Source organism: Rhizobacter sp. P2_G4, assembly GCF_056403575.1.
Map to the genome: position 1 here is coordinate 66,100 of NZ_JBFUFG010000007.1, position 19,110 is coordinate 85,209.

General features: G+C 66.5%; 17 protein-coding genes. 5 read left to right on the plus strand and 12 right to left on the minus strand.

Annotated elements, in window-relative coordinates; all coding sequences use genetic code 11:
• Positions 1–114: 114 nt before the first annotated feature.
• From AC1DYS_RS22825 to AC1DYS_RS22875, 11 genes are all read right to left on the minus strand, one after another.
• Complete coding sequence (locus AC1DYS_RS22825; protein ID WP_477903402.1) at positions 115–3,741, minus strand: molybdopterin cofactor-binding domain-containing protein; 3,627 nt, start codon at positions 3,739–3,741, stop codon at positions 115–117.
• Positions 3,738–4,220 (minus strand): (2Fe-2S)-binding protein, encoded by a 483-nt coding sequence (locus AC1DYS_RS22830; RefSeq protein ID WP_477903404.1) that lies wholly within the window; start codon positions 4,218–4,220, stop codon positions 3,738–3,740. Before AC1DYS_RS22830 ends, AC1DYS_RS22825 begins: the two co-directional genes overlap by 4 nt.
• Positions 4,217–4,939, minus strand: coding sequence for a bifunctional nicotinamidase/pyrazinamidase (pncA, locus tag AC1DYS_RS22835; protein ID WP_477903406.1), 723 nt, complete (start codon positions 4,937–4,939; stop codon positions 4,217–4,219). Before pncA ends, AC1DYS_RS22830 begins: the two co-directional genes overlap by 4 nt.
• Before the next feature lie 59 nt (positions 4,940–4,998).
• Positions 4,999–5,724 carry an ABC transporter ATP-binding protein gene (locus AC1DYS_RS22840; protein ID WP_477903408.1) on the minus strand — a complete coding sequence of 242 codons (726 nt, stop codon included), beginning with the start codon at positions 5,722–5,724 and terminating at the stop codon, positions 4,999–5,001.
• The gene (locus AC1DYS_RS22845) at positions 5,721–6,488 is read right to left on the minus strand and encodes an ABC transporter ATP-binding protein (RefSeq protein ID WP_477903410.1); all 768 of its coding nucleotides are present in this window, start codon (positions 6,486–6,488) and stop codon (positions 5,721–5,723) included. Before AC1DYS_RS22845 ends, AC1DYS_RS22840 begins: the two co-directional genes overlap by 4 nt.
• Positions 6,485–8,371 carry an ABC transporter permease gene (locus AC1DYS_RS22850; protein ID WP_477903412.1) on the minus strand — a complete coding sequence of 629 codons (1,887 nt, stop codon included), beginning with the start codon at positions 8,369–8,371 and terminating at the stop codon, positions 6,485–6,487. The genes AC1DYS_RS22845 and AC1DYS_RS22850 overlap by 4 nt, the downstream gene beginning before the upstream one ends.
• Positions 8,372–8,377: 6 nt before the next feature.
• Positions 8,378–9,574 (minus strand): ABC transporter substrate-binding protein, encoded by a 1,197-nt coding sequence (locus AC1DYS_RS22855; RefSeq protein WP_477903414.1) that lies wholly within the window; start codon positions 9,572–9,574, stop codon positions 8,378–8,380.
• Between the two features lie 63 nt (positions 9,575–9,637).
• Positions 9,638–10,222 (minus strand): amino acid synthesis family protein, encoded by a 585-nt coding sequence (locus AC1DYS_RS22860; protein WP_477903416.1) that lies wholly within the window; start codon positions 10,220–10,222, stop codon positions 9,638–9,640.
• Positions 10,223–10,241: 19 nt separating this feature from the next.
• On the minus strand, positions 10,242–10,883 hold the full coding sequence (locus tag AC1DYS_RS22865; RefSeq protein ID WP_477903418.1) for an amino acid synthesis family protein: 642 nt from the start codon (positions 10,881–10,883) through the stop codon (positions 10,242–10,244).
• A 36-nt stretch (positions 10,884–10,919) separates the two neighbouring features.
• The gene (locus AC1DYS_RS22870) at positions 10,920–11,828 is read right to left on the minus strand and encodes a UPF0280 family protein (RefSeq protein WP_477903420.1); all 909 of its coding nucleotides are present in this window, start codon (positions 11,826–11,828) and stop codon (positions 10,920–10,922) included.
• Between the two features lies 1 nt (position 11,829).
• Positions 11,830–13,446 (minus strand): 6-hydroxynicotinate reductase, encoded by a 1,617-nt coding sequence (locus AC1DYS_RS22875; RefSeq protein ID WP_477903422.1) that lies wholly within the window; start codon positions 13,444–13,446, stop codon positions 11,830–11,832.
• A 139-nt stretch (positions 13,447–13,585) separates the two neighbouring features.
• On the opposite strand from AC1DYS_RS22875, the gene AC1DYS_RS22880 reads away from it, so the two are divergent.
• The 4 genes from AC1DYS_RS22880 (at position 13,586) to AC1DYS_RS22895 (ending at position 16,878) form a co-directional block, all read left to right on the plus strand.
• The gene (locus AC1DYS_RS22880) at positions 13,586–14,359 is read left to right on the plus strand and encodes a ferredoxin--NADP reductase (RefSeq protein WP_477903424.1); all 774 of its coding nucleotides are present in this window, start codon (positions 13,586–13,588) and stop codon (positions 14,357–14,359) included.
• Positions 14,360–14,372: 13 nt separating this feature from the next.
• The gene (locus AC1DYS_RS22885; RefSeq protein WP_477903426.1) at positions 14,373–15,110 is read left to right on the plus strand and encodes a TetR family transcriptional regulator; all 738 of its coding nucleotides are present in this window, start codon (positions 14,373–14,375) and stop codon (positions 15,108–15,110) included.
• Between the two features lie 30 nt (positions 15,111–15,140).
• Positions 15,141–16,337 (plus strand): amidohydrolase family protein, encoded by a 1,197-nt coding sequence (locus AC1DYS_RS22890; RefSeq protein ID WP_477903428.1) that lies wholly within the window; start codon positions 15,141–15,143, stop codon positions 16,335–16,337.
• Positions 16,338–16,455: 118 nt separating this feature from the next.
• Entirely contained in the window at positions 16,456–16,878 is a 423-nt protein-coding gene (locus AC1DYS_RS22895; RefSeq protein ID WP_477903430.1) for a cupin domain-containing protein, read from the plus strand.
• Between the two features lie 38 nt (positions 16,879–16,916).
• On the opposite strand, the gene AC1DYS_RS22900 is transcribed toward AC1DYS_RS22895, so the two are convergent.
• Positions 16,917–17,672 carry a glutathione S-transferase family protein gene (locus AC1DYS_RS22900; protein WP_477903432.1) on the minus strand — a complete coding sequence of 252 codons (756 nt, stop codon included), beginning with the start codon at positions 17,670–17,672 and terminating at the stop codon, positions 16,917–16,919.
• A gap of 127 nt (positions 17,673–17,799) precedes the next feature.
• Between AC1DYS_RS22900 and AC1DYS_RS22905 the strand changes: the two genes are divergently transcribed.
• Entirely contained in the window at positions 17,800–19,032 is a 1,233-nt protein-coding gene (locus AC1DYS_RS22905; protein WP_477903434.1) for a polyhydroxyalkanoate depolymerase, read from the plus strand.
• The last annotated feature ends 78 nt before the right edge of the window (positions 19,033–19,110 follow it).

Below are 19,110 nucleotides of genomic sequence, written 5' to 3' on the forward strand. Positions count from 1 at the left end.
GTGCCCAGACAGGCCACATTGTGCGACTGCAGAAACGACCCTGCGTTCCCATCCGTAACGTGACATCGTGCCCGAGCCGTGGATTTCGCTTGGCGGGACGCCCGTGCTGCGGTCTCAGTGGGTGGCGCGGATTCGTCCGACCGCTGCCTCCAGGTCCGTCCACGCCGGTTTATCAGGCGCAAACCGCTGCCGCATGTAGCTGGCCAGCTCGGCGATCTGCCGGTCGTTCAGGCTGTGGCGAAACGCCGGCATGAAGCCGATGTCGCGCGAGGCCGGCCGCTGGATGCCCTCGAGGATCACGCGGACCAGGTTGTCGGGCCTTGTGCTGTGCAGGTTGCTGTTGAGCGCCAGCGGCAGGTTCACGCCGAGCAGCGTCGGCCCGTCGCCGTCGTGGTGGCAGGCGCTGCAGGCACCGCTGAACAGGCGCTGGCCAGCATCGAGCCGGGCCGCCGACCGGGCCTGCGCGTCGACCACGATCTGCTCGGCGCGCTGCGGCAATCCGTCGGCGGCGGGGTTGAAGGAAGCGAGGTAGCCCGCCATGGCGCGGATGTCGACATCGGGCAGCGAGCTGAGCTCCTTCACCACCGGGGCCATCGGCCCGGCGGCGATGCCGTGCTGCTGCGTGTGGCCGTGGCGCAGGTAGCGGTACAGCTCATCGGCAGACCAGGGCAGCGGGGCGTGGCTGAGCGCAGTCAGTGCCGGCGCTTCCCAGCCTTCGACCATGGCGCCTGCGAGGTAGGCCTGCCCACCCTGCTCCGCGCCGAAGGCGTTGCGGGGGGTGTGGCACGCACTGCAGTGGCCGAGGCCGTTGACGAGGTAGGCGCCGCGGTTCCATTCCGCACTGCGTGCCGGGTCGGCGCGGTAGGGCGCGGGGTCATGGAACAGCGCGTTCCAGCCGGCCATCAGCGAGCGCTGGTTGAACGGGAAGCGCAGCGCGTTCTCGGGTGTCACCGAGCGCACCGCGGGCTGCGCCATCAGGTAGGCGTACAGCGCGGTCAGGTCGTCATCGCTGGTCTTCGCGAAGGCGGTGTACGGGAACACCGGGTACAGGTGGCGACCGTCGCGCGAGATGCCTTCGCGCATCGCCCGCTGGAAGGCGGAGAACGACCACTGGCCGATGCCGGTCTCGACGTCGGGCGTCAGGTTCGTCGTGTGGACCGTGCCGAACGGTGTCTCCATCGCCCGCCCGCCTGCGTTCGGCAGGCCGCCCGCGGCCGTGTGGCAGACCGCGCAGTCACCAACCGCTGCAAGCTGGCGGCCGCGTTCGATGGTGGCTGCTGTGTAGACCGATGCATCGGGCCGCGTGACCGGGGCGATCGCTGGCCGCCAACCAACGATGGCCGCGCCGAGACCCACCGTTCCCGCCAGCAGCGCACCGGCGCGTGCCCACGCTCCGCGCCTTCGTGGCCACGGCGCGTCAGCAGGCGGTGAACGCCGAGGCTCAGGCGCAGAAGCGGCCGATGCGTCCGGCGCCGGCAGCGCATTCAATGCTGCGCGCACCAGCTCAGGTGTGAACGGCGGCTGGCGAAAGCGCACGCCGGTGGCGTCGAAGATCGCGTTGGCGATCGCCGCCGTGCCGGGCACCGACGACGACTCGCCCGCCCCCAGTGGCGGCTCGCTGGGCCGCGGCATCGTCATCACCTCGATGACCGGCACCTCGCGAAAACTCAGCAGCGGGTAGCTGCCCCACTCGAGGCTTTGCACGCCGGTCTGGCGGTCGACGTCGACCCGCTCCTTCAGCGCGCGGCTGGTGGTCTGCAGCACGTTGCCGTGGATCTGGTGCTGCACGCCCGCCGGGTTGACCATCAGGCCCGCGTCGTGGCCGACGACGACGCGCTTGACGTGCACCTCACCCGTGGTCCGGTTCACCTCGACGTCGGCCACCCAGGCCGCCCACGCGGCGCCGTATCCGGGCCAGCGGCTGTGCACATAGCGCGCGTAGGCGAAGCCCTGGCCGTGCAGCAGATCACCGCTGGCGCCCTGCTGCTGCGGTTTCGTGTGTGCCAGCCAGCCGGCCCGACGGGCAGTCGCTTCCACCAATTCGGCGGCACGCGGGTCTTTGAGGTGACGCAGGCGGAACTCGACCGGGTCGGCACCTGCCGCAGTCGCCAGTTCGTCAACGTAGGACTCATGTGCGAACGAATTCGGCAGTGCCGACACGCCGCGCAGCCACGACGCGCGCAGGATCGGCGGCATGTCGTTGACGCTGACACGCAGGTTGCCGTAGTCGTAGGGCGGGCGCGCCGTGCGGTCGCCCATCTCGTAGGCCTGCGCGGTTGGTTCGATCGTGCGGGTCAACAACAGCGCGAGTGTCGGCGCGCCGTTCGACGGGTACGAGGTCTGAAAGTCGTAGGCCGCGACCGAGCCGTCGGCGTTGAGGCCGCCGTTGACCTCCATCAGCTGCGCAGCGCCTTTGGGCTCCCACGCGTTCTCCTGCTCGCGCGTGAGCTGCACGCGCACGGGCGCTCCCACCGCGCGGGACAGCAGCGCCGCATCCGCGGCCACGTCGTCGGCACCGTTGCGGCCGTAGCAGCCGGCGGCTTCCATGCGGATCACGTCGATCGCCACGTCGGCCAGCCCCGTCAAGCGGGCCAGGTCGGCGCGCAGCACGTGCGGGTTCTGCGTGCCGGCCCACACGGTCATGCGTGGCCCTTGGTCCGATTCCCCATACCACTCGGCCAGCGCGCACGACGGGCCGATGGAAGCGTGCAGCTGATAGGGCCACACATAGCTGCGCGGCATGACCTGGTCGGCAGCCGCCAGCGCAACGTCAACGTCGCCTTCATCGACCAGCCGCCGTTGCGTCGACGGGTTGGCGCGCAGTGCGCTGGCCAGGTCGCTGACATCCGGCAAGCCCGGCCACCCGCGCCACCGCACCTGCAGTTCACGCGCGGCCTGTTCGGCCTGCTCTTCTCGCTCGGCAACCACGCCGACGAAGTCGCGAATCACGACCACTGCGCGCACGCCGGGAATGTGCGCGATCGACGACTCGTCGACCGCCTCCAGCGTGTTGCCGATGAAGTCGCCATGGTCGGCACCGGCATACGGAGGGCGCACGACGCGGCCGTGCAGCATGCCGGGCACGCGCATGTCGTGCACGAAGCTCAGCTCGCCGGTGGCCTTGGCAGGAATGTCGACCCGTGGCTGCGAGGTGCCGACGAGGCGGTAATCGCCTGGGGGCTTCAGCGGTGTGGTGAGGTCGAGCCGCAACTCGACGTGTTGACCCGCGACCAGCTCGGCATAACGCACGCTGCGCGACGGGTCGGCGGCGATGCACACGACACCGTCACGCACCGCCAGCGCTTCGGCCGGTGCCTTCAAGACTTCGGCCGCACGGGCCACGAGCCAATGGCGAGCCTGCGCCGCTGCCAGCCGCAGCGGCTGCGCGTGGATCTGGATCGACGCGCTGGCGATCGTCGCGCCCTGGTTGGGCGCGCGGGCGGTGTCGCCCAGCACCATGTTGAGCTGCGCCAGCGACACGTCGAGTTCTTCGGCGGCAATCTGCGCGAGCGCCGTGCGGATGCCGGTGCCCAGGTCCACATGGCCGTTCAGCGCAGTGACACTGCCGTCGTCCCACACCGCAATCAGGATCTCGACCCCTTCGGCCGGGTTGGCCGCCACCTGCGCGGGTTGGCCTGCGACAGGTGGCAGCGACGGTGGCGGGTCACGAACGACCAGCAGCACACCCGCGGCCGCATGGAAACTTTCGCGCGTATGTGGAACGTCAGCGCGCCGGCTCATCGCTGATCCGCAAGCGCCAACAGCTGCGCCGCCCGCTGCACGGCCCGCACGATCTCGACATGCGTGCCACAGCGGCACAGGTTGCCCGACAGTTCGCTGCGAATGCGCGCCTCGCTCGGGTTGGGCTCACGCGCCAGCAAGGCCGTGGCCATCATGATCATGCCGTTGAGGCAGTAGCCGCATTGCGCGGCCTGCTCGTCGATGAAGGCTTGCTGCACCGGGTGCAGTTGATCGCGTGTACCCAGGCCTTCGAGCGTGGTGATGCTGCGGCCGGCGACACCGCCCACCGGGATCACGCAGGCCCGCGCCGCAGTGCCGTCGACCAGCACGGTGCAGGCACCACACTCGCCGAGGCCGCAGCCGAACTTCGGCCCGTTGAGGCCGAGGTCGTTGCGCAGCACGGTGAGCAACGGTGCATCGGCCGGCACAGGCAAGCTGTGGGTGTGGCCGTTGACCGTGAGGCTCAGCATGGCGCTCATCCCAAGACGATGTCTCCCGACTGGATGCGCTTCACGCCCTTAGTGGCCATCTGCTTCCATGCAGCCGCCAGCGAGCCGTTGAGGTCGATGGCGCGTGTGGCGTCTTCGATCACATAGGTCTCGAAGCCGGCCTTGCGTGCATCCATCGCCGTCCACGCTACACAAAAATCAGTGGCAAGGCCAGTCACGTAGACCGTCTTGATGCCGCGTGCCTTCAGGTAGCCGGCCAGGCCGGTGGCGGTCTTGTGGTCTGCTTCGTCAAATGCCGAGTAGCTGTCCATCTCCTTGTGGAAGCCCTTGCGGATGATGATCTGCGTGGTCGGCAACTTCAGGTCCTTGTGCAGCGCCGCGTCATCGGTGCCCTGCACGCAATGGTCGGGCCACAGCACCTGGGTGCCGTAGTTCAGCTTGGTGGTCTCGAACGGCTTCTTGCCCTGGTAGGTGCTGGCGAACGAGGCGTGGCCGGGCGTATGCCAGTCCTGCGTCACGACGATGTTCTGGAAGGCTGCCGAGAGCTTGTTGATCACCGGCACCACCGCCTCGCCATCTTTCACCGGCAGCGTGCCGCCGGTGACGAAGCAGTTCTGCACGTCGACCACGATCAACGCGCTCTTCGCATCGGGCGTGATCTTCGCGGCGGCAAAACTGCCACCCGTCAAGGCGACGAGGCCGGTGCCGGCGAAGGCCTTCAACAGGGTGCGGCGGGCGGGCGTGTGCATGGTGAAACTCCTGGGGTTGGGATGGAGGGGCAAAAGCAAGCGAGATGCCGGCAGGCGTCTCAGACGCTGAGGTAATTGCGCCGCACCTCTTCGTTGACCGACAGCTCGGCCATCGAAGACTGGTGGCGGATCTGGCCCTTCTCGAGCACATAGGCCCGGTCGGACACCAGCTCCGCGAAATGCATGTTCTGCTCCGACAGCAGGATGCTCACGCCCTGCGCCTTCAGCTCGAGAATCATCTGCGCCATCTGCTCGACGATCACCGGCGCCACGCCCTCGCTGGGCTCGTCGAGCAGCACCAGGTACGGGTTGCCCATCAGCGTGCGCGCAACTGTCAGCATCTGCTGCTCGCCGCCGCTCATGCGGCCGCCGGGGCGGTCGGGCATCTCGCCGAGGTTGGGGAACAGCTTGAACAGCTTTTCGGCCGTCCACACCGGCGCTGCGCTGCCGTCGGCCCAGGTGCGCGGGGGCTGTTTGCCGACTTCGAGGTTCTCCATCACCGTGAGGTCGGCGAACACACGGCGGTCTTCGGGCACGTAGCCGAGGCCCAGGCGAGCCACCTCATGCGGCTCGGCGCGCGACACGTCGCGACCGAGGAATGAGACCGTGCCCTTGCGCTTGGCGAGCATGCCCATCAGCGCCTTCAGCGTCGTCGACTTGCCGGCGCCGTTGCGGCCCATCAGTGCGACGACCTCGCCGCGGTTCACCTGCAGGTCGACGTCGAACAGGATGTGCGCCGCGCCGTACCACGCGTTGAGGCCTTTGGCATCGAGCAAGGTGTTCATGCGGCGACCTTCTTCTCAAAAGTCTTCCCAGTACCGAAGTACACCTCCTGCACCTTCGGGTGGTCGCGAATCTCCGCTGGCCCACCTTGCGCGATCAGCCGCCCGCGGGCAAGCACGATCATGCGGTCGGCGTGCGCGAACACCACGTCCATGCTGTGCTCGGTGAACAGCACCGCCATCTGGCGCTCGATGACCAGCCGCTTGGTGAGCGCCATCAATTCGTTGCGCTCCTTCGGCGCCATGCCGGCGGTGGGCTCGTCCATCAGCAGCAGCTTCGGTCGATTGGCCATCGCGATCGCGAGCTCGACGCGCTTCACGTCGCCATAGGCCAGCACGCTGCACGGCCGATCGGCCTGGGCCTTCATGCCGACCTGGTCGAGCAGGGCCAGCGCATCGTCACGCCGGTGGTCTGCGGCGCGCTTCCACAACGCATACAGCTTGGCGTCGGCGGAGATCAGCGCCATCTGCACGTTCTCGACCACCGTGAGCGACGCGAAGGTCTCGGCGATCTGGAAGGTGCGGCCGACGCCGCGGTGCCAGATGTCGCGCGGCTTGCGGCCGATGAGCTCCACACCGTCGAGCTTGATCGAGCCCGAGTCGGCACGCAGCTGGCCGTTGACCATGTTGAAAGTGGTCGACTTGCCGGCACCGTTGGGGCCGATCAGCGCGAGCAACTCGCCCGCGGCGACCTCGAAGCTGACACCATCGACCGCACGGTTTCCGCCGAAGGATTTGCCCAGGTCGGTGACTCGGAGCAGGCTCATGCATTCACCTTGCGACGTTCGAACAGCTGGCCGACGAAGCCGGCGATGCCCTGTGGGAACACCAGCACCAGCAGCAGGATGATGCCGCCGAGCAGCGCACGCCAGTAGTCGGTGTTGCGCGCCACCGCGTCCTGCAGCCAGGTGAAGGTGACGGCGCCAACCACCGGGCCAGCAAGCGTTTGAAGGCCACCGAGCAAGACCATCACCAGGCCGTCGACCGAGYGGCCGACGGCTACCGTGTCCGGCGAGATGCTGCCCTTGGAGAACGCGTACAGCGCCCCCGCCAGGCCCGCGAACACCGCAGCGATCACGAACGCAACCCACTGGATGCGCTTCACGTCGACGCCGATCGCGTCAGCACGCAAGGGTGAGTCGCGGCCGGCGCGCATCGCGTAGCCGAAAGGCGCGAACAGCGCACGGCGGATCAGCAGCACGCCGCCGACCACCAGCGCGAGCGTGAGGAAGTAGTAGGCCCGCTTGTCGGCCAGCCACTCTGCCGGCCACACGCCCGTGAGGCCGTTGCTGCCGCCGGTGAAATCGTCCCACTGGAACACGACCGACCAGACAATCTGCGAGAAGGCCAGCGTGAGCATCGCCAGGTACACGCCCGAGAGCCGGACGCAGAACCAGCCGAACACGAGCGCACCGATCGCGGCCACCAACGGCGAAAGGATCAGCGTCAACTCCATCGGCAGGTGCGCGGCACGCACCAGCAGCGCCGCGCCATAGGCACCAAGGCCGAAGTACGCGGCGTGGCCGAACGAGTGCATACCGGCCGGGCCCATGATGAAGTGCAGGCTCGCGGCGAAGAGGGCCGCGGTCAGCAGGTCGATCGYGAGCACGGTGAGGTACGGCGAGCCGGCGGTGGCGATCGGCCAGGCGATCAGGGCCAGCAGCAGCGCGCCGCCGGCGAGCTTGGTCAAGGTGTCGGCACGGCGCAGCGGCGCTTCCGGCGGCGCCGAATTGCGGCTCACCGCTTGCGGCTTGCCCATCAAGCCCCATGGCCGCACCACCAGCACGATCGCCATCACCAGGAACTCGACCACCAATGTCAGCTTGGAGAAGCTGAACGCGATGCCGAAGAACTCGACGTTACCGATGCCGATGCAGATCGCCTTGATCTCGGCGATCAGCAGTGACGCCACATACGCGCCCGGAATCGAGCCCATGCCGCCGACCACGACGACAACGAACGCATCGCCAATGGTCTGCAGATCGAGCCCAAGGTTTGCCGGTTCACGCGGCAGCTGCAGCGCACCGCCCAGGCCGGCGAGCATGGTGCCGAGTGCGAACACTGCCGTGAACAGCCAGGCCTGGTTCACGCCCAGCGCGCTGACCATCTCACGGTCTTGCGTTGCGGCGCGCACCAGCGTGCCCCAGCGCGTGCGCGTCAACAACAACCACAGCAGACCCAGCACGACCGGGCCGACGACGATCAGGAACAGGTCGTAGGTCGGAAACTGCCGGCCGAAGATCGACACCGCGTGCGCGAGCCCCGGCGCACGCGGGCCGAGCAGGTCTTCCGGGCCCCACATCCACAGCGCGGCGTCCTTGATCACCAGCATCAACGCGAACGTGGCGAGCAACTGGAACAGCTCAGGTGCGCGGTAGACACGTCGCAGCAGCAGCATCTCGACCAATGCGCCGATGATGCCGACCGCCACGGCCGAGAACAGCAGCGCAGGCCAGAACCACGCGCCGCCACCCATCTTCTCGGCCAGCATGTACGCGATGTAGATGCCCAGCATGTAGAACGAGCCGTGCGCGAAGTTGACGATGCGTGTGACGCCGAAGATCAGCGACAGGCCCGCCCCCACCAGGAACAGCGAGGAGGCACCGGCCAGGCCGTTGAGCAGTTGGACGACGAAGCCGGAGAGGTTCATTTCAGATCAGTCGGCCGCGCGTAGCTTCTTCACCTGTTCGTTGCTCGGCAGGAACTTCGCGCCGTCGAGGTACTTGTAGTCGACCATCACACCCTTGCCGCCTTCGTTCTTGGTCTTGCCGACGAAGGCACCCATGGTCGACTGGTGGTCTTCGGCGCGGTAGATGAACTTGCCGAACGGCGAGTCGACCTGCAAATTGGAGAACGCGGCGACGAGCTTTTCGGTCTCGGTGCTCTTGGCCTTTTTCACGCCGGCGGCGATCGACTTGATCATCGTGTAGCCCACCACCGAGCCGAGACGCGGGTAGTCCTTGAACTTCGCGTGGTACGCGAGGAAGAATGCCTTGTGCTCGGGCGTCTGGATGCCGTACCAGGGGTAGCCGGTGACGATCCAGCCGTTGGGCGATTCGTCTTTCAGCGGGTCGAGGTACTCGGGTTCGCCGGTCAGCACGCTGACCACTTCGCGGCCCTGGAACAGGCCGCGGGTGTTGCCCTCGCGCACGAACTTCGCCAGGTCGGCACCGAACAGCACGTTGAAGATCGCGTCGGGTTTGGCATCGGCCAAGGCCTGCACCACGCTGCCGGCGTCGAGCTTGCCCAGCGGCGGCGACTGTTCCGCAACGAACTCGACGTCCGGCTGCGCGGCCTTCAGCAATTCCTTGAACGCGGCCACGGCCGACTGGCCGTATTCATAGTTCGGGTAGACGATGGCCCAGCGCTTTTTCTTCAGCTTGGCCGCCTCGGGCACGAGCATCGCGGCCTGCATGTAGGTGCCAGGGCGCAGCCGGTAGGTGTACTTGTTGCCGCTGCCCCAGATGATCTTGTCGGTGAGCGGCTCGCCGGCGAGGTAGAAGAACTTCTTCTGCTTGGCGAAGTCGGCCAGCGCCAGGCCGGTGTTCGACAGAAAGGCGCCGGCGAGCACGTCGATCTTCTCGCGCGAGACCAGCTCTTCGGCGGCACGCACTGCATCACCCGGACTCGCGTTGTCGTCGCGCGTGATCAGCTCGAGCTTCTTGCCGTCGACACCACCGGCCGCGTTGACCTCTTCGACTGCCAGCTCCATGCCCTTCTTGTAGGGCTCGAGGAACGCGGGCTGCGCCTTGTAGCTGTTGACCTCACCGATCTTGATGGTGGTCTGCGCCTGCGCAGAGACGCCGGTGGCGACGAGGGCGGCGGCGAGTGTGAGGTGACGGCGTTGGATCATGGATGCTCCTGGGTGGGTCGAGACGGGATAGTTGTGGGTGTACGTCAGCGAATCGGAGACGGCCTACCGCAGGCCGTCTTCGCCCTTGATCTCATTCGCCTGCAGGCCACCGATGCGCGGCAGAGGCCGGCCGCTGTCGGTGACGACGACGGCGACGACGATCTCGTTGGCGCGCGGTGCATCGGCCACACGCGCTTCCATCGCATCGAAATGGCTGCGGACGAAGGCGGCGTCCTTGTGGCCGAGCGGCACGTCGATCGCGGTGCCGAGGCCGCCGCGCTTCTTGCTGGACGGCACCAGCGCGGCGCCCTTCTCCACCGCCTTGCGCAGCGGCGCACCGAGCTTCGGGTGCAGGATCGCGGCCGCATGTTCGAGCTCACCGGCCTCGCCGACGATCGCTGCCTTGCCGTAACTCTGCGCGTTGCCCGGCGCGATGCCGAGCGCGGCAACGCACTTGTCGCCGAGCAGCCCGCCAAGTTCTTCGCCGATCGAGATCAGCGCATCGAGGTTCTCCTCATAGCGACCCGCGAACGGGTTCTCGATCACCGCCATCGCGAGCGCGCGCCGCGTGGGCGGGTCGATCGGCTTGCCCATTTCGATGCGTGTCTCGTCCACCTGCACGATCAATTTCCTGATCTTCGCCATCATGCTGTTGCTCCTCTTGCGGTCACCGCAGTCCGTCCCATTGGGCGATGTCGGCCGCCTTCAGGCCGGCGACTCGCGCGTGCACCCGTGGCCCGGTGCTCATCACCAGAATGAACACGATCTCATCGGCCGCCGGCGCACCCGGCACGCGCACTTCCATCGCATCGAAATGGCTGCGCACGTAGCTCGCGTTGATGTGCGTCAGCGGCACGTCGAGCGCCGCACCGGGCGGGCCGACCTTCTTCGTCGACGGCACGATGGCGAGCGCATTGGCGGGCTGGCCCTTCTTCTCGCCACCCTGCCCCTTTGCGTAGGCGTTGCGGTCGCCCTTCCAGCCGAGCAGTTCGCGCATCGCATAGCCCCCGGGCACATGCCACAACGCGCCGTGTTCCAGCTCGCCGGCTGCGCCGACGATGGCGCCTTTGCCATAGCCTTCGATGCGCTCGGCCGGCACGTCCATCGCAGCGCGCAGGCGCTGCGCCATGTCGAGACCGACGGGACCGAGTGCGTCCATCATCGGCAGGATCTCGGGCTCATAGCGGCCCGCGAACGGGTTGCGCAGCACCGCCGCAATGGCACCGCGGCGCAAGGGTTGCGCAGCCACCGGGCCGAACTCGTGGTGGATGTCTTCCACGTGGGTGAGGATGCGACGGATCTCGATCATCGTGCTGGCCTCATGCGTTTCATCTCGTGGGTTTCATTAAGCAAATACTGAACCAACGGCACGCTGCCGCGCGGCCGGAACGGCCTTCGCCATGGCCGGCGATTCGGTCGTCATCACCTGCCCCTGGCACACGAGCACGGCCGACCAGATCAGGCCGGTCGACTGCAGTTCGTGCGCGCGGCGCAGGCCTTGGCGAAGCGCGCATAGCACCGCCTCACTGCCGAGCGGTGGCACCTCGGCGGTGACCGGAATGTCGCGCAGGTCGCTCTCGTCCTTCAGCTCGCAGGCCGGGCGGCGAACTATGCGCTCGTCTTCGACGTCCACCGCGTTGGCGATCACGGTTGCTGCGGCATCGGCCTCGGCGGCCGTCTGAGCGAGCACCGTCACGCTGTCGGCAATACCAAGCGAGAAGCTGCGCCCGCGCCAGCCGCTGGTAGCGACACCACGCACCGGCGTGGCATGCAACACGTCGAAGTGCCCGTCGACATCGATGCCATCTCGCACTTGCTGCGGATCGAGGCGCGCCAGGTCGGCGTACAGGCCGACACGAAGCGAGCGGCCCGGCGCGAGATGCAGCGCGATGTCGCCGCCGTTGTTGACCCAGGCGCGCTCCACGCCTTCACGCTGGTAGCTGGCGATCAACTCCTGCGCCACCGAGCCGGCCACCGCAGCCATCGGTGTGATGAATGCAGAGTGGTACGGCCGGCATGCCCACCACATGCGCCGCGCCATGCCACCCAGCAGCGGACACGGGCCGCGCACCGGTTGGCGCAACAGCGGCAGCTCGGCCACCAGCTCGTCGAGCACCGACTCGAAACGGTGCCAGGCCGCGGCGTGTGCGGCTTCGACGGCTGGCGCATCGCCGTCGGCACCAATCACGATGTCGATCGGGCCATGCTGGAAATGCCAGCGGCCGTCGGACAGGAGAGCGCGCTGCGCGGCCATGTCAACCCAGCAACGGCGGCTGGCCAAGCGGCCACGGGTTGGCGGACGCGTGCTGCACCCATCGGCGCGAAGTCGGCGCACCGTCGTTGTGCCAAGCGCCGCGGCGCAGCACGTCTTCGAGTGAGCGCACATGTTCGAGGTGGCCACCGAGCATGCGGTAGTCGTCCATGCGCATGCTGAACTCAATCGGCGCGACGATCGCTGGCGTGGGCACGGTGCCGAAGCTACGGTCGGGCATGCGCATCACGTCGACCATCACGGTGATGCCACCGCCCGGCCACACATAGGCTGGCGCGCCGCCGCACGTCACGTTGACCAATGCGTTCTTGATCGATCGCGTCAGCAACACCGGGTTCTCGCTGACGCCTGCACGCAGGCTGCCGCCGGCACCGGCAAGGAACAGCACGGTGCACAGCGAGGGCTCGCAGTTCTCGCCGATGCGTGCAACGACGGCCCGCACGTCGGCTGGCATCTCGTGCTCGTGCGGCGTCAGCGCCTCGTCGAGCACGTACCACGATGCATGCTCGCCAGTGGTCGATGTCATCAGCAGCCGCAAGCCGGGCCACGCCACCTGCGCGTCCCAGCCTTCGATGATGGACAGCGGGTCGGCGATGTCGGTGCCGCCCCAGCCGGTGCCGGGGTTGGCGACCTGGAAGTAGCGGCCCGGTGTGGACTTGCGCCCGCGCATCTTGATGCCCGAACGGCGCATGTCGAGACAGCGGCCCGCCTGATGTTCGGTGAGCACGCCGGTGATGTGGTCGTCGACCACCACAACCTCGTCGGCCTGCCCGAACAGCTGTTTGGCGAAGATGCCGATCGTCGCCGAGCCGCAGCCCACGCGCATGCGCTGCTCTTCGACGCCATTGACGATGGGCGCGCGGCCTGCCTGGATGACGACTTGCGAACCACCATCGATGGTGAGCTCGACGGCCTCTTTGTTGCCGAGCGACTCCATCATCTCGACAGTGACGCGGCCTTCTTTCTTGCTGCCGCCGGTGAGGTGGTGCACGCCCCCGAGCGACAACATCTGTGAGCCGTATTCGGCCGTCGTCACATGGCCGACCACCTCGCCCTTGGCGCGCACGTTGGCCTGCTCGGGGCCGAGGTAGCGGTCGGTGTCGATCTTCACCTTGAAGCTGCAGTAGCTGAAGATGCCTTCGGTAACGACGGTCACCATGTCGACGCCAGCCGCCTTGGCCGAGACGATGAAGGGTGCGGGCTTGTAGTCGGGGTAGGTGGTCGATGAGCCGACGCCGGTGACGAACACCTCGTCGGTGAGCAGCAGGTCACCGCTCCATTCGGCCTCGGCAGATGAGGCGGCGTCTTCGTTCAGCGGGGCCGGACGATCGGCGAAGGCGACGAGCGGTGTATCGTCCGCCGCCAGCGTCTTGCGCAGCAAGAGCACGGGATCAACGCGGATCAGCGTGCCTTCGTGGTTGGCATAGCGGTCACAGGCACCGCTGCGGCCGGCGCTGATCTGGCACAGCACCGGGCAGGCATTGCACTCGATCTTGTCGCCTGCCATGCGCTCGTTGCGCGGCCGCGAACGCTCGAGTACCAGGGGCAGCGCAGGCGTTTCGATGCCGGGCAGTCCATCGGTCTTGGTGTGTTCGGTCATCGCCTTCGATCCACTTGTCGCAGCCAGGGACGTCATGTAGTATTCACTTGACTTTCATGTTGCAATCACTACATGAAGCGAAATCTAACCCATCCCGTGTGAACTGACAACGGGCTTCTGCAGACCAACCGATTCGACCATGAGTGCATTCAACGAAGAGCGCGTGCTGAGCGTGCATCACTGGACCGACAAGCTGTTCACCTTCACGACCACGCGAGCCCCGGCCTTGCGGTTCTCGAATGGCCACTTCACGATGATCGGCCTGAAGGTCAACAACAAGCCGCTGGTTCGTGCCTACAGCATCGTCAGCGCGAACTACGAAGACCACCTCGAGTTCCTCAGCATCAAGGTGCCCGACGGCCCGCTAACGTCCAAGCTGCAGCACATCCAGGTCGGCGACAGCATCGTCGTTGGCCGCAAGCCCACCGGCACGCTGGTGATCGACTACCTGGTGCCCGGCAAGCGGCTGTACCTGCTGTCCACTGGCACCGGCCTGGCGCCGTTCATGAGCATCGTGCGCGACCCCGAGACCTACGAGAAGTTCGAGCAGGTCATCCTCGTGCACGGCGTGCGCCAGGTCGACGAGCTGGCCTACCACGACCTGCTGGTCGAGCACCTGCCCAACCATGAATTCCTTGGCGAACTCGTCACCAGCAAGCTGCGCTACTACCCCACCGTGACACGCGAGGCCTACCGCAACATGGGCCGCGTGACCGAGCTGATCGAAAGCGGCAAGCTGTCCACTGATTTGCAGGTGCCGATGCTCAACCCCGCCGAAGACCGCGTGATGATCTGTGGCAGCCCTGGCATGCTGCGCGACCTGAAGCACATGCTCGAAGGGCGTGGCTTCAAGGAAGGCAACACCTCCACACCGGGTGACTTCGTGATCGAACGGGCCTTCGCCGAACAGTAGCGCGACGCGTGCAATGACTTCGCGGACCACGCCACGCAAGGCGCTCGTCAAGACTGCTAAGGCGGCCAAGACAGCGAAGGTCGCCCCGGTCGGGCGGCGCCCCGGCGTGCGTGAGCTCGCTGCACAGGCGACGCGCGACAGCATCCTGCGGGCAGCGATCAAGGTGTTTGCGAAGCACGGCTACGACGGAGGCAGCGTCGAGAAGATCTCGAAGGCCGCCAAGTCGTACGACCGGATGATTTACTACTACTTCGGCAGCAAGGAAGGCCTGTTCATCGCGGTGCTCGAAGAAACCTACCGCCGCTTCAACGAGGCCGAATCGGCACTCGAGCTGAACACAGAGCAGCCGATCGAGTCGTTGAAGGCGGTGATCCATTTCATGGTCGGCTACTACAGCAAGCACCCTGAGTTCGTGACGCTGCTGAACAGCGAGAACCTGCACCGCGGCAAGCACATCGCCAAGTCGCTGCGGGCTCACGAATATTCATCCGCGGCGATCGGTGTCGTCGACCAGTTGCTGCGCAGCGGTGCCGAGCGGGGCGTGTTCCGCCCCGATGTGTCGGCCCGCAACCTCTACCTGATGATTGCTGCGCTGGGCTATTTCTATCAGTCCAACCGCTACACGCTCTCGGCGTTCCTGAGCGAAGACCTGGAGGCCCCGGCTGCGCTGACGCACTGGGAAGACTTCGTCATCGACACCACGATGCGCGCGGTTGCACCGGTCACCGCCGCCGGCGTGCTGGCAGCGTGAAGGCGAACCCTTTCAAGACGGAGTGATTCCATGGCAGAAGCGGCAGCGGGTGCGAAGTCAGGCAAGGTCGTCATCAAGAACATCGGGCTGCTGTTGTCTGGCGACATCGACAAGCCGGTGCTCGATGCCGACACGATCATCGTCGTCGATGGCCTGATCACCGCAGTCGGAAAAGAGGTCGACTGCGACGCCGAAGGCGCAACTACCGTGATCGACGCGCGCAAGACCTGCGTCTGCCCCGGCCTCATCGACAGCCACGTGCACCCGGTGTTCGGCGACTGGACGCCGCGGCAGAACCAGCTCGGCTGGATCGATTCGACGATGAACGGCGGCGTCACCACGATGATCTCTGCCGGCGAAGTGCACCTGCCCGGCCGGCCGAAGGACATCGTCGGTTTGAAGGCGCTGGCGATCACCGCACAACGCGCGTTCGACAACTTCCGCCCCGGTGGCGTCAAGGTGCTCGCAGGCGCGCCGGTCATCGAACAAGGGATGGTCGAGCAAGACTTCAAGGACCTGGCCGATGCCGGTGTCACGCTGCTCGGCGAGGTGGGCCTCGGTTCGGTGAAGGCCGGCCAGGAAGCGCAGCGCATGGTGGCCTGGGCACGCAAGCACGGCATCCAGAGCACCATTCACACGGGAGGCCCGTCGATCCCGGGGTCGGGCCTGATCGACAGGGACGTGGTGCTCGAGGCCGACGCCGACATCATCGGCCACATCAACGGCGGTCACACTGCCCTGCCCGAAGCTCACGTGTGCGAGCTGTGCGAGAAGTCGTCGCGTGCGATCGAGATCGTGCACAACGGCAACGAGAAGATCGCGATCGCCGCAGCCCAGGCGGCTCTGCAGCTGAAGTGCCCGCACCGCGTGATCCTTGGCACCGATGGGCCGGCGGGCTCGGGCGTGCAGCCGCTCGGCATCTTGCGCATGGTGGCGCTGCTGTCCAGCCTCGGCGGCATTCCGGCCGAGCTGGTGTTCTGTTTCGCGACCGGCAACACCGCGCGCATCCGCAAGCTCAACTGCGGGCTGATCGAGGTCGGCCGGGCCGCCGACTTCGTATTCATGGACCGGGCGCAGCACACCGCCGGCCGCACGCTGATGGAGAGCGTTCAGCTCGGCGACATTCCGGGCGTCGGCATGGTGATGATCGACGGCATCGTGCGCTGTGGACGCAGCCGCAACACGCCGCCGGCGACCGAGATTCCCGCGGTGGTGACACAGCACTGACGGCGCCTTGCCAGGTTGACGCGTCGCGCTGATCGGCGGCGCTCGCACCCGATCAAGGCTTGCTTCTGGAACGCTTCATGCATACGGAGCCTGCATCGCAGCCCCCGGGAGCCTCGCCATGTTGGACACGACAGCGACCAAGTTTTCGCATGTGAAACCCGAAGACACTGGCTGGCGCAGCGATGGCTTGCGAGACTTCTTCCTCTACAAGGACCTGGGCGTGGCCGAAGCCACGCAGGGCAAGGTCATCGCCCACCTGGTCAAGGCCAACATGGCACCCGAAAAGGGCACCGGGTGGCACCGCCATGAAGCGGAGTTCCAGATCGTCATCATGACCAAGGGCTGGGCCAAGTTCATGTACGGCGACCAGGAGACGCTCGTTTCCGCCGGCGACTGCGTCCACCAGCGGCCCGGCATCGTGCACTACCTCTTCGACTACTCGCCCGACATGGAGTACCTGGAGATCGTCAGCCCTGCAGACTTCAAGACGGTGGATGCCGAAGCGCCCTGCGACGTGCCGCCGTTTACCCCCTGGAAGTAGCCACTCCAAAAGGACGCTGGCGCGGCTGAGTCCTCTCTTTAGAAGTCCATGTCCAACTCTTCGATGTCATCGGGCTCTTTCTTCGCAGCCTCTACCCACTCCTTCATCTCCGGCATCGCCATGATGGTCTGGCAGTACTCGATGCACGGCTTGTTGAGCTTCACGTCGTAGGTGAGAAAGCGTGTGGCGACCGGCGCAAACATCGCGTCGGCCATGCCGCGTCGCTTGCCGAAAAGGTACGGGCCGCCGTAAGTGGCGAGGCACTCGGTCCAGATCTCGACGACGCGGTCGATGTCGGGCTGAGCCCCGGCCCAGATCTTGTAGCCGGGGTGGCGCGCCTTCAGGTTCATCGGCAGTGAAGCCCGCAGGTTCGCAAAGCCTGAGTTCATCTCGCCGCTGACCGAGCGGCAATGCGCGCGCGCGATGCGGTCATCAGGCATCAGGCCGGCGTCAGGCTTGATCTCGTTGAGGTACTGCGCGATTGCAAGGGTGTTCCACACCTTGGCACCTTCGTGCGTGAGGCAAGGCACGCGTATCGACGGAGCCAGCAGCAGCAGCTCCTTGCGGGCGTCTGCATCGTCGGGCGAGACCATCACTTCTTCGAACTCGAGCCCGGCAAAGCGGGCCATCAGCCAGCCACGCAGCGACCACGACGAGTAGTTCTTGCTGCTCAGGCTCAGCGTAGCGGTGGGTTTCGTGCTGGCACGCACTGCAGGGCTGGGCTTCGCGGTGGCCTTCTTGGCTGCGGCCTTGCTGGCGGCTGCCTTGGCAGGCTTGGTGGCGACTTGCGACATGGGCGTTGTCTCCTGGTGCGTGTCCCTGGCCCATTGCAAGGCGTGTGCCATCTCTGTGCGCGCTCATGCGCTCCTTGCTGGCGCGTTAGTTGCTCGCGTCAGCCGATCACAGCGAGGGGGAGAATCCATGATGTACCAGGCTTACCAAGCCCATACCGACCTGATGTGGCCGCTGCGTGCCTGGGCCAAGACCTCCCTGCCGATGCTCAACGACAACAGCTTCGGCTGGGCGGGGTTCGACTCCAACCGCAAGCTAGCCGCCGCCTGCGAGGTGCTGAAGCTGGGCGAGGTGACGCACAAGCGCCCGCCGTTCGGCATCACGAGCGTCACGCTCAAGGGCGAAGCCATCGCCGTCACCGAAGAAGCCGCGCATGTGACGCCTTTCGCCACGCTGCTGCACTTCAAGAAAGAATTCAGCCCCGCCGTTCCGCAACCCAAGGTGCTGATCGTGGCGCCGATGTCGGGCCACTTCGCCACCTTGCTGCGCGACACCGTGCAGACCGTGCTGCCCGACCACGACACCTACATCACCGATTGGCACAACGCACGTGACGTACCGCTCTCTGCCGGACGCTTCGGGCTCGACGAGTACACCGAGCACCTGATCAACTTCCTCGATGTCATCGGCCCGGGCAGCCACATGATGGCCATCTGCCAGCCCTGCGTCTCCGCGCTGAGCGCGGTGGCGCTGATGTCGGAAGACAAGCACCCCGCCACGCCGGCCAGCCTTACGCTGATGGCGGGGCCCATCGACTGCCGCATCAGCCCGACCGAGGTCAACAAGCTGGCCATGACCAAGGGCATCGACTGGTTCGAGAAGAACCTCGTGAGCACCGTGCCCTGGCGCTTTCGCGGCGGTGGCCGCAAGGTCTACCCCGGCTTCATGCAGCTCACCGCCTTCATGGCGATGAACAAGGACCGGCACGTCACCGCCTTCAAGGAGTACTACGCCAACCTGTCCGATCCCGACGAAGAGAAGCTGCAGAAGGCCGAGCACACGCGCAAGTTCTACGAAGAGTATTTCGCGGTGGCCGACCTGCCGGCCGAGTTCTATCTCGAAACCGTGAGCAAGGTGTTCCAGGAGTACGCGCTGCCGCTGGGCGAACTGAAGTTTCGCGGCCGCACCATCAACCCGGCGGCCATCCGCCGCACCGCGCTGCTCACGGTGGAAGGCGAGCGAGACGACATCTGCGCCACCGGGCAGACGCTCGCGGCACAGGACCTCTGCAGCAACTTGCGGCCCTACATGCGCACGCACTACGTGCAGGCCGGCGTGGGCCACTACGGCGTGTTCAGCGGCCGGCGCTGGCAGAACCAGATCTACCCAGTGGTTCGCGGCGTGATCCACGTCTCACAGTAAACCGACTGAAGCGCAGCCGCGGCGGTGTCGACCTCCAGGATTTCCTCGCGTGAGCGGCCGGCGAGTGCCCGGCCACCC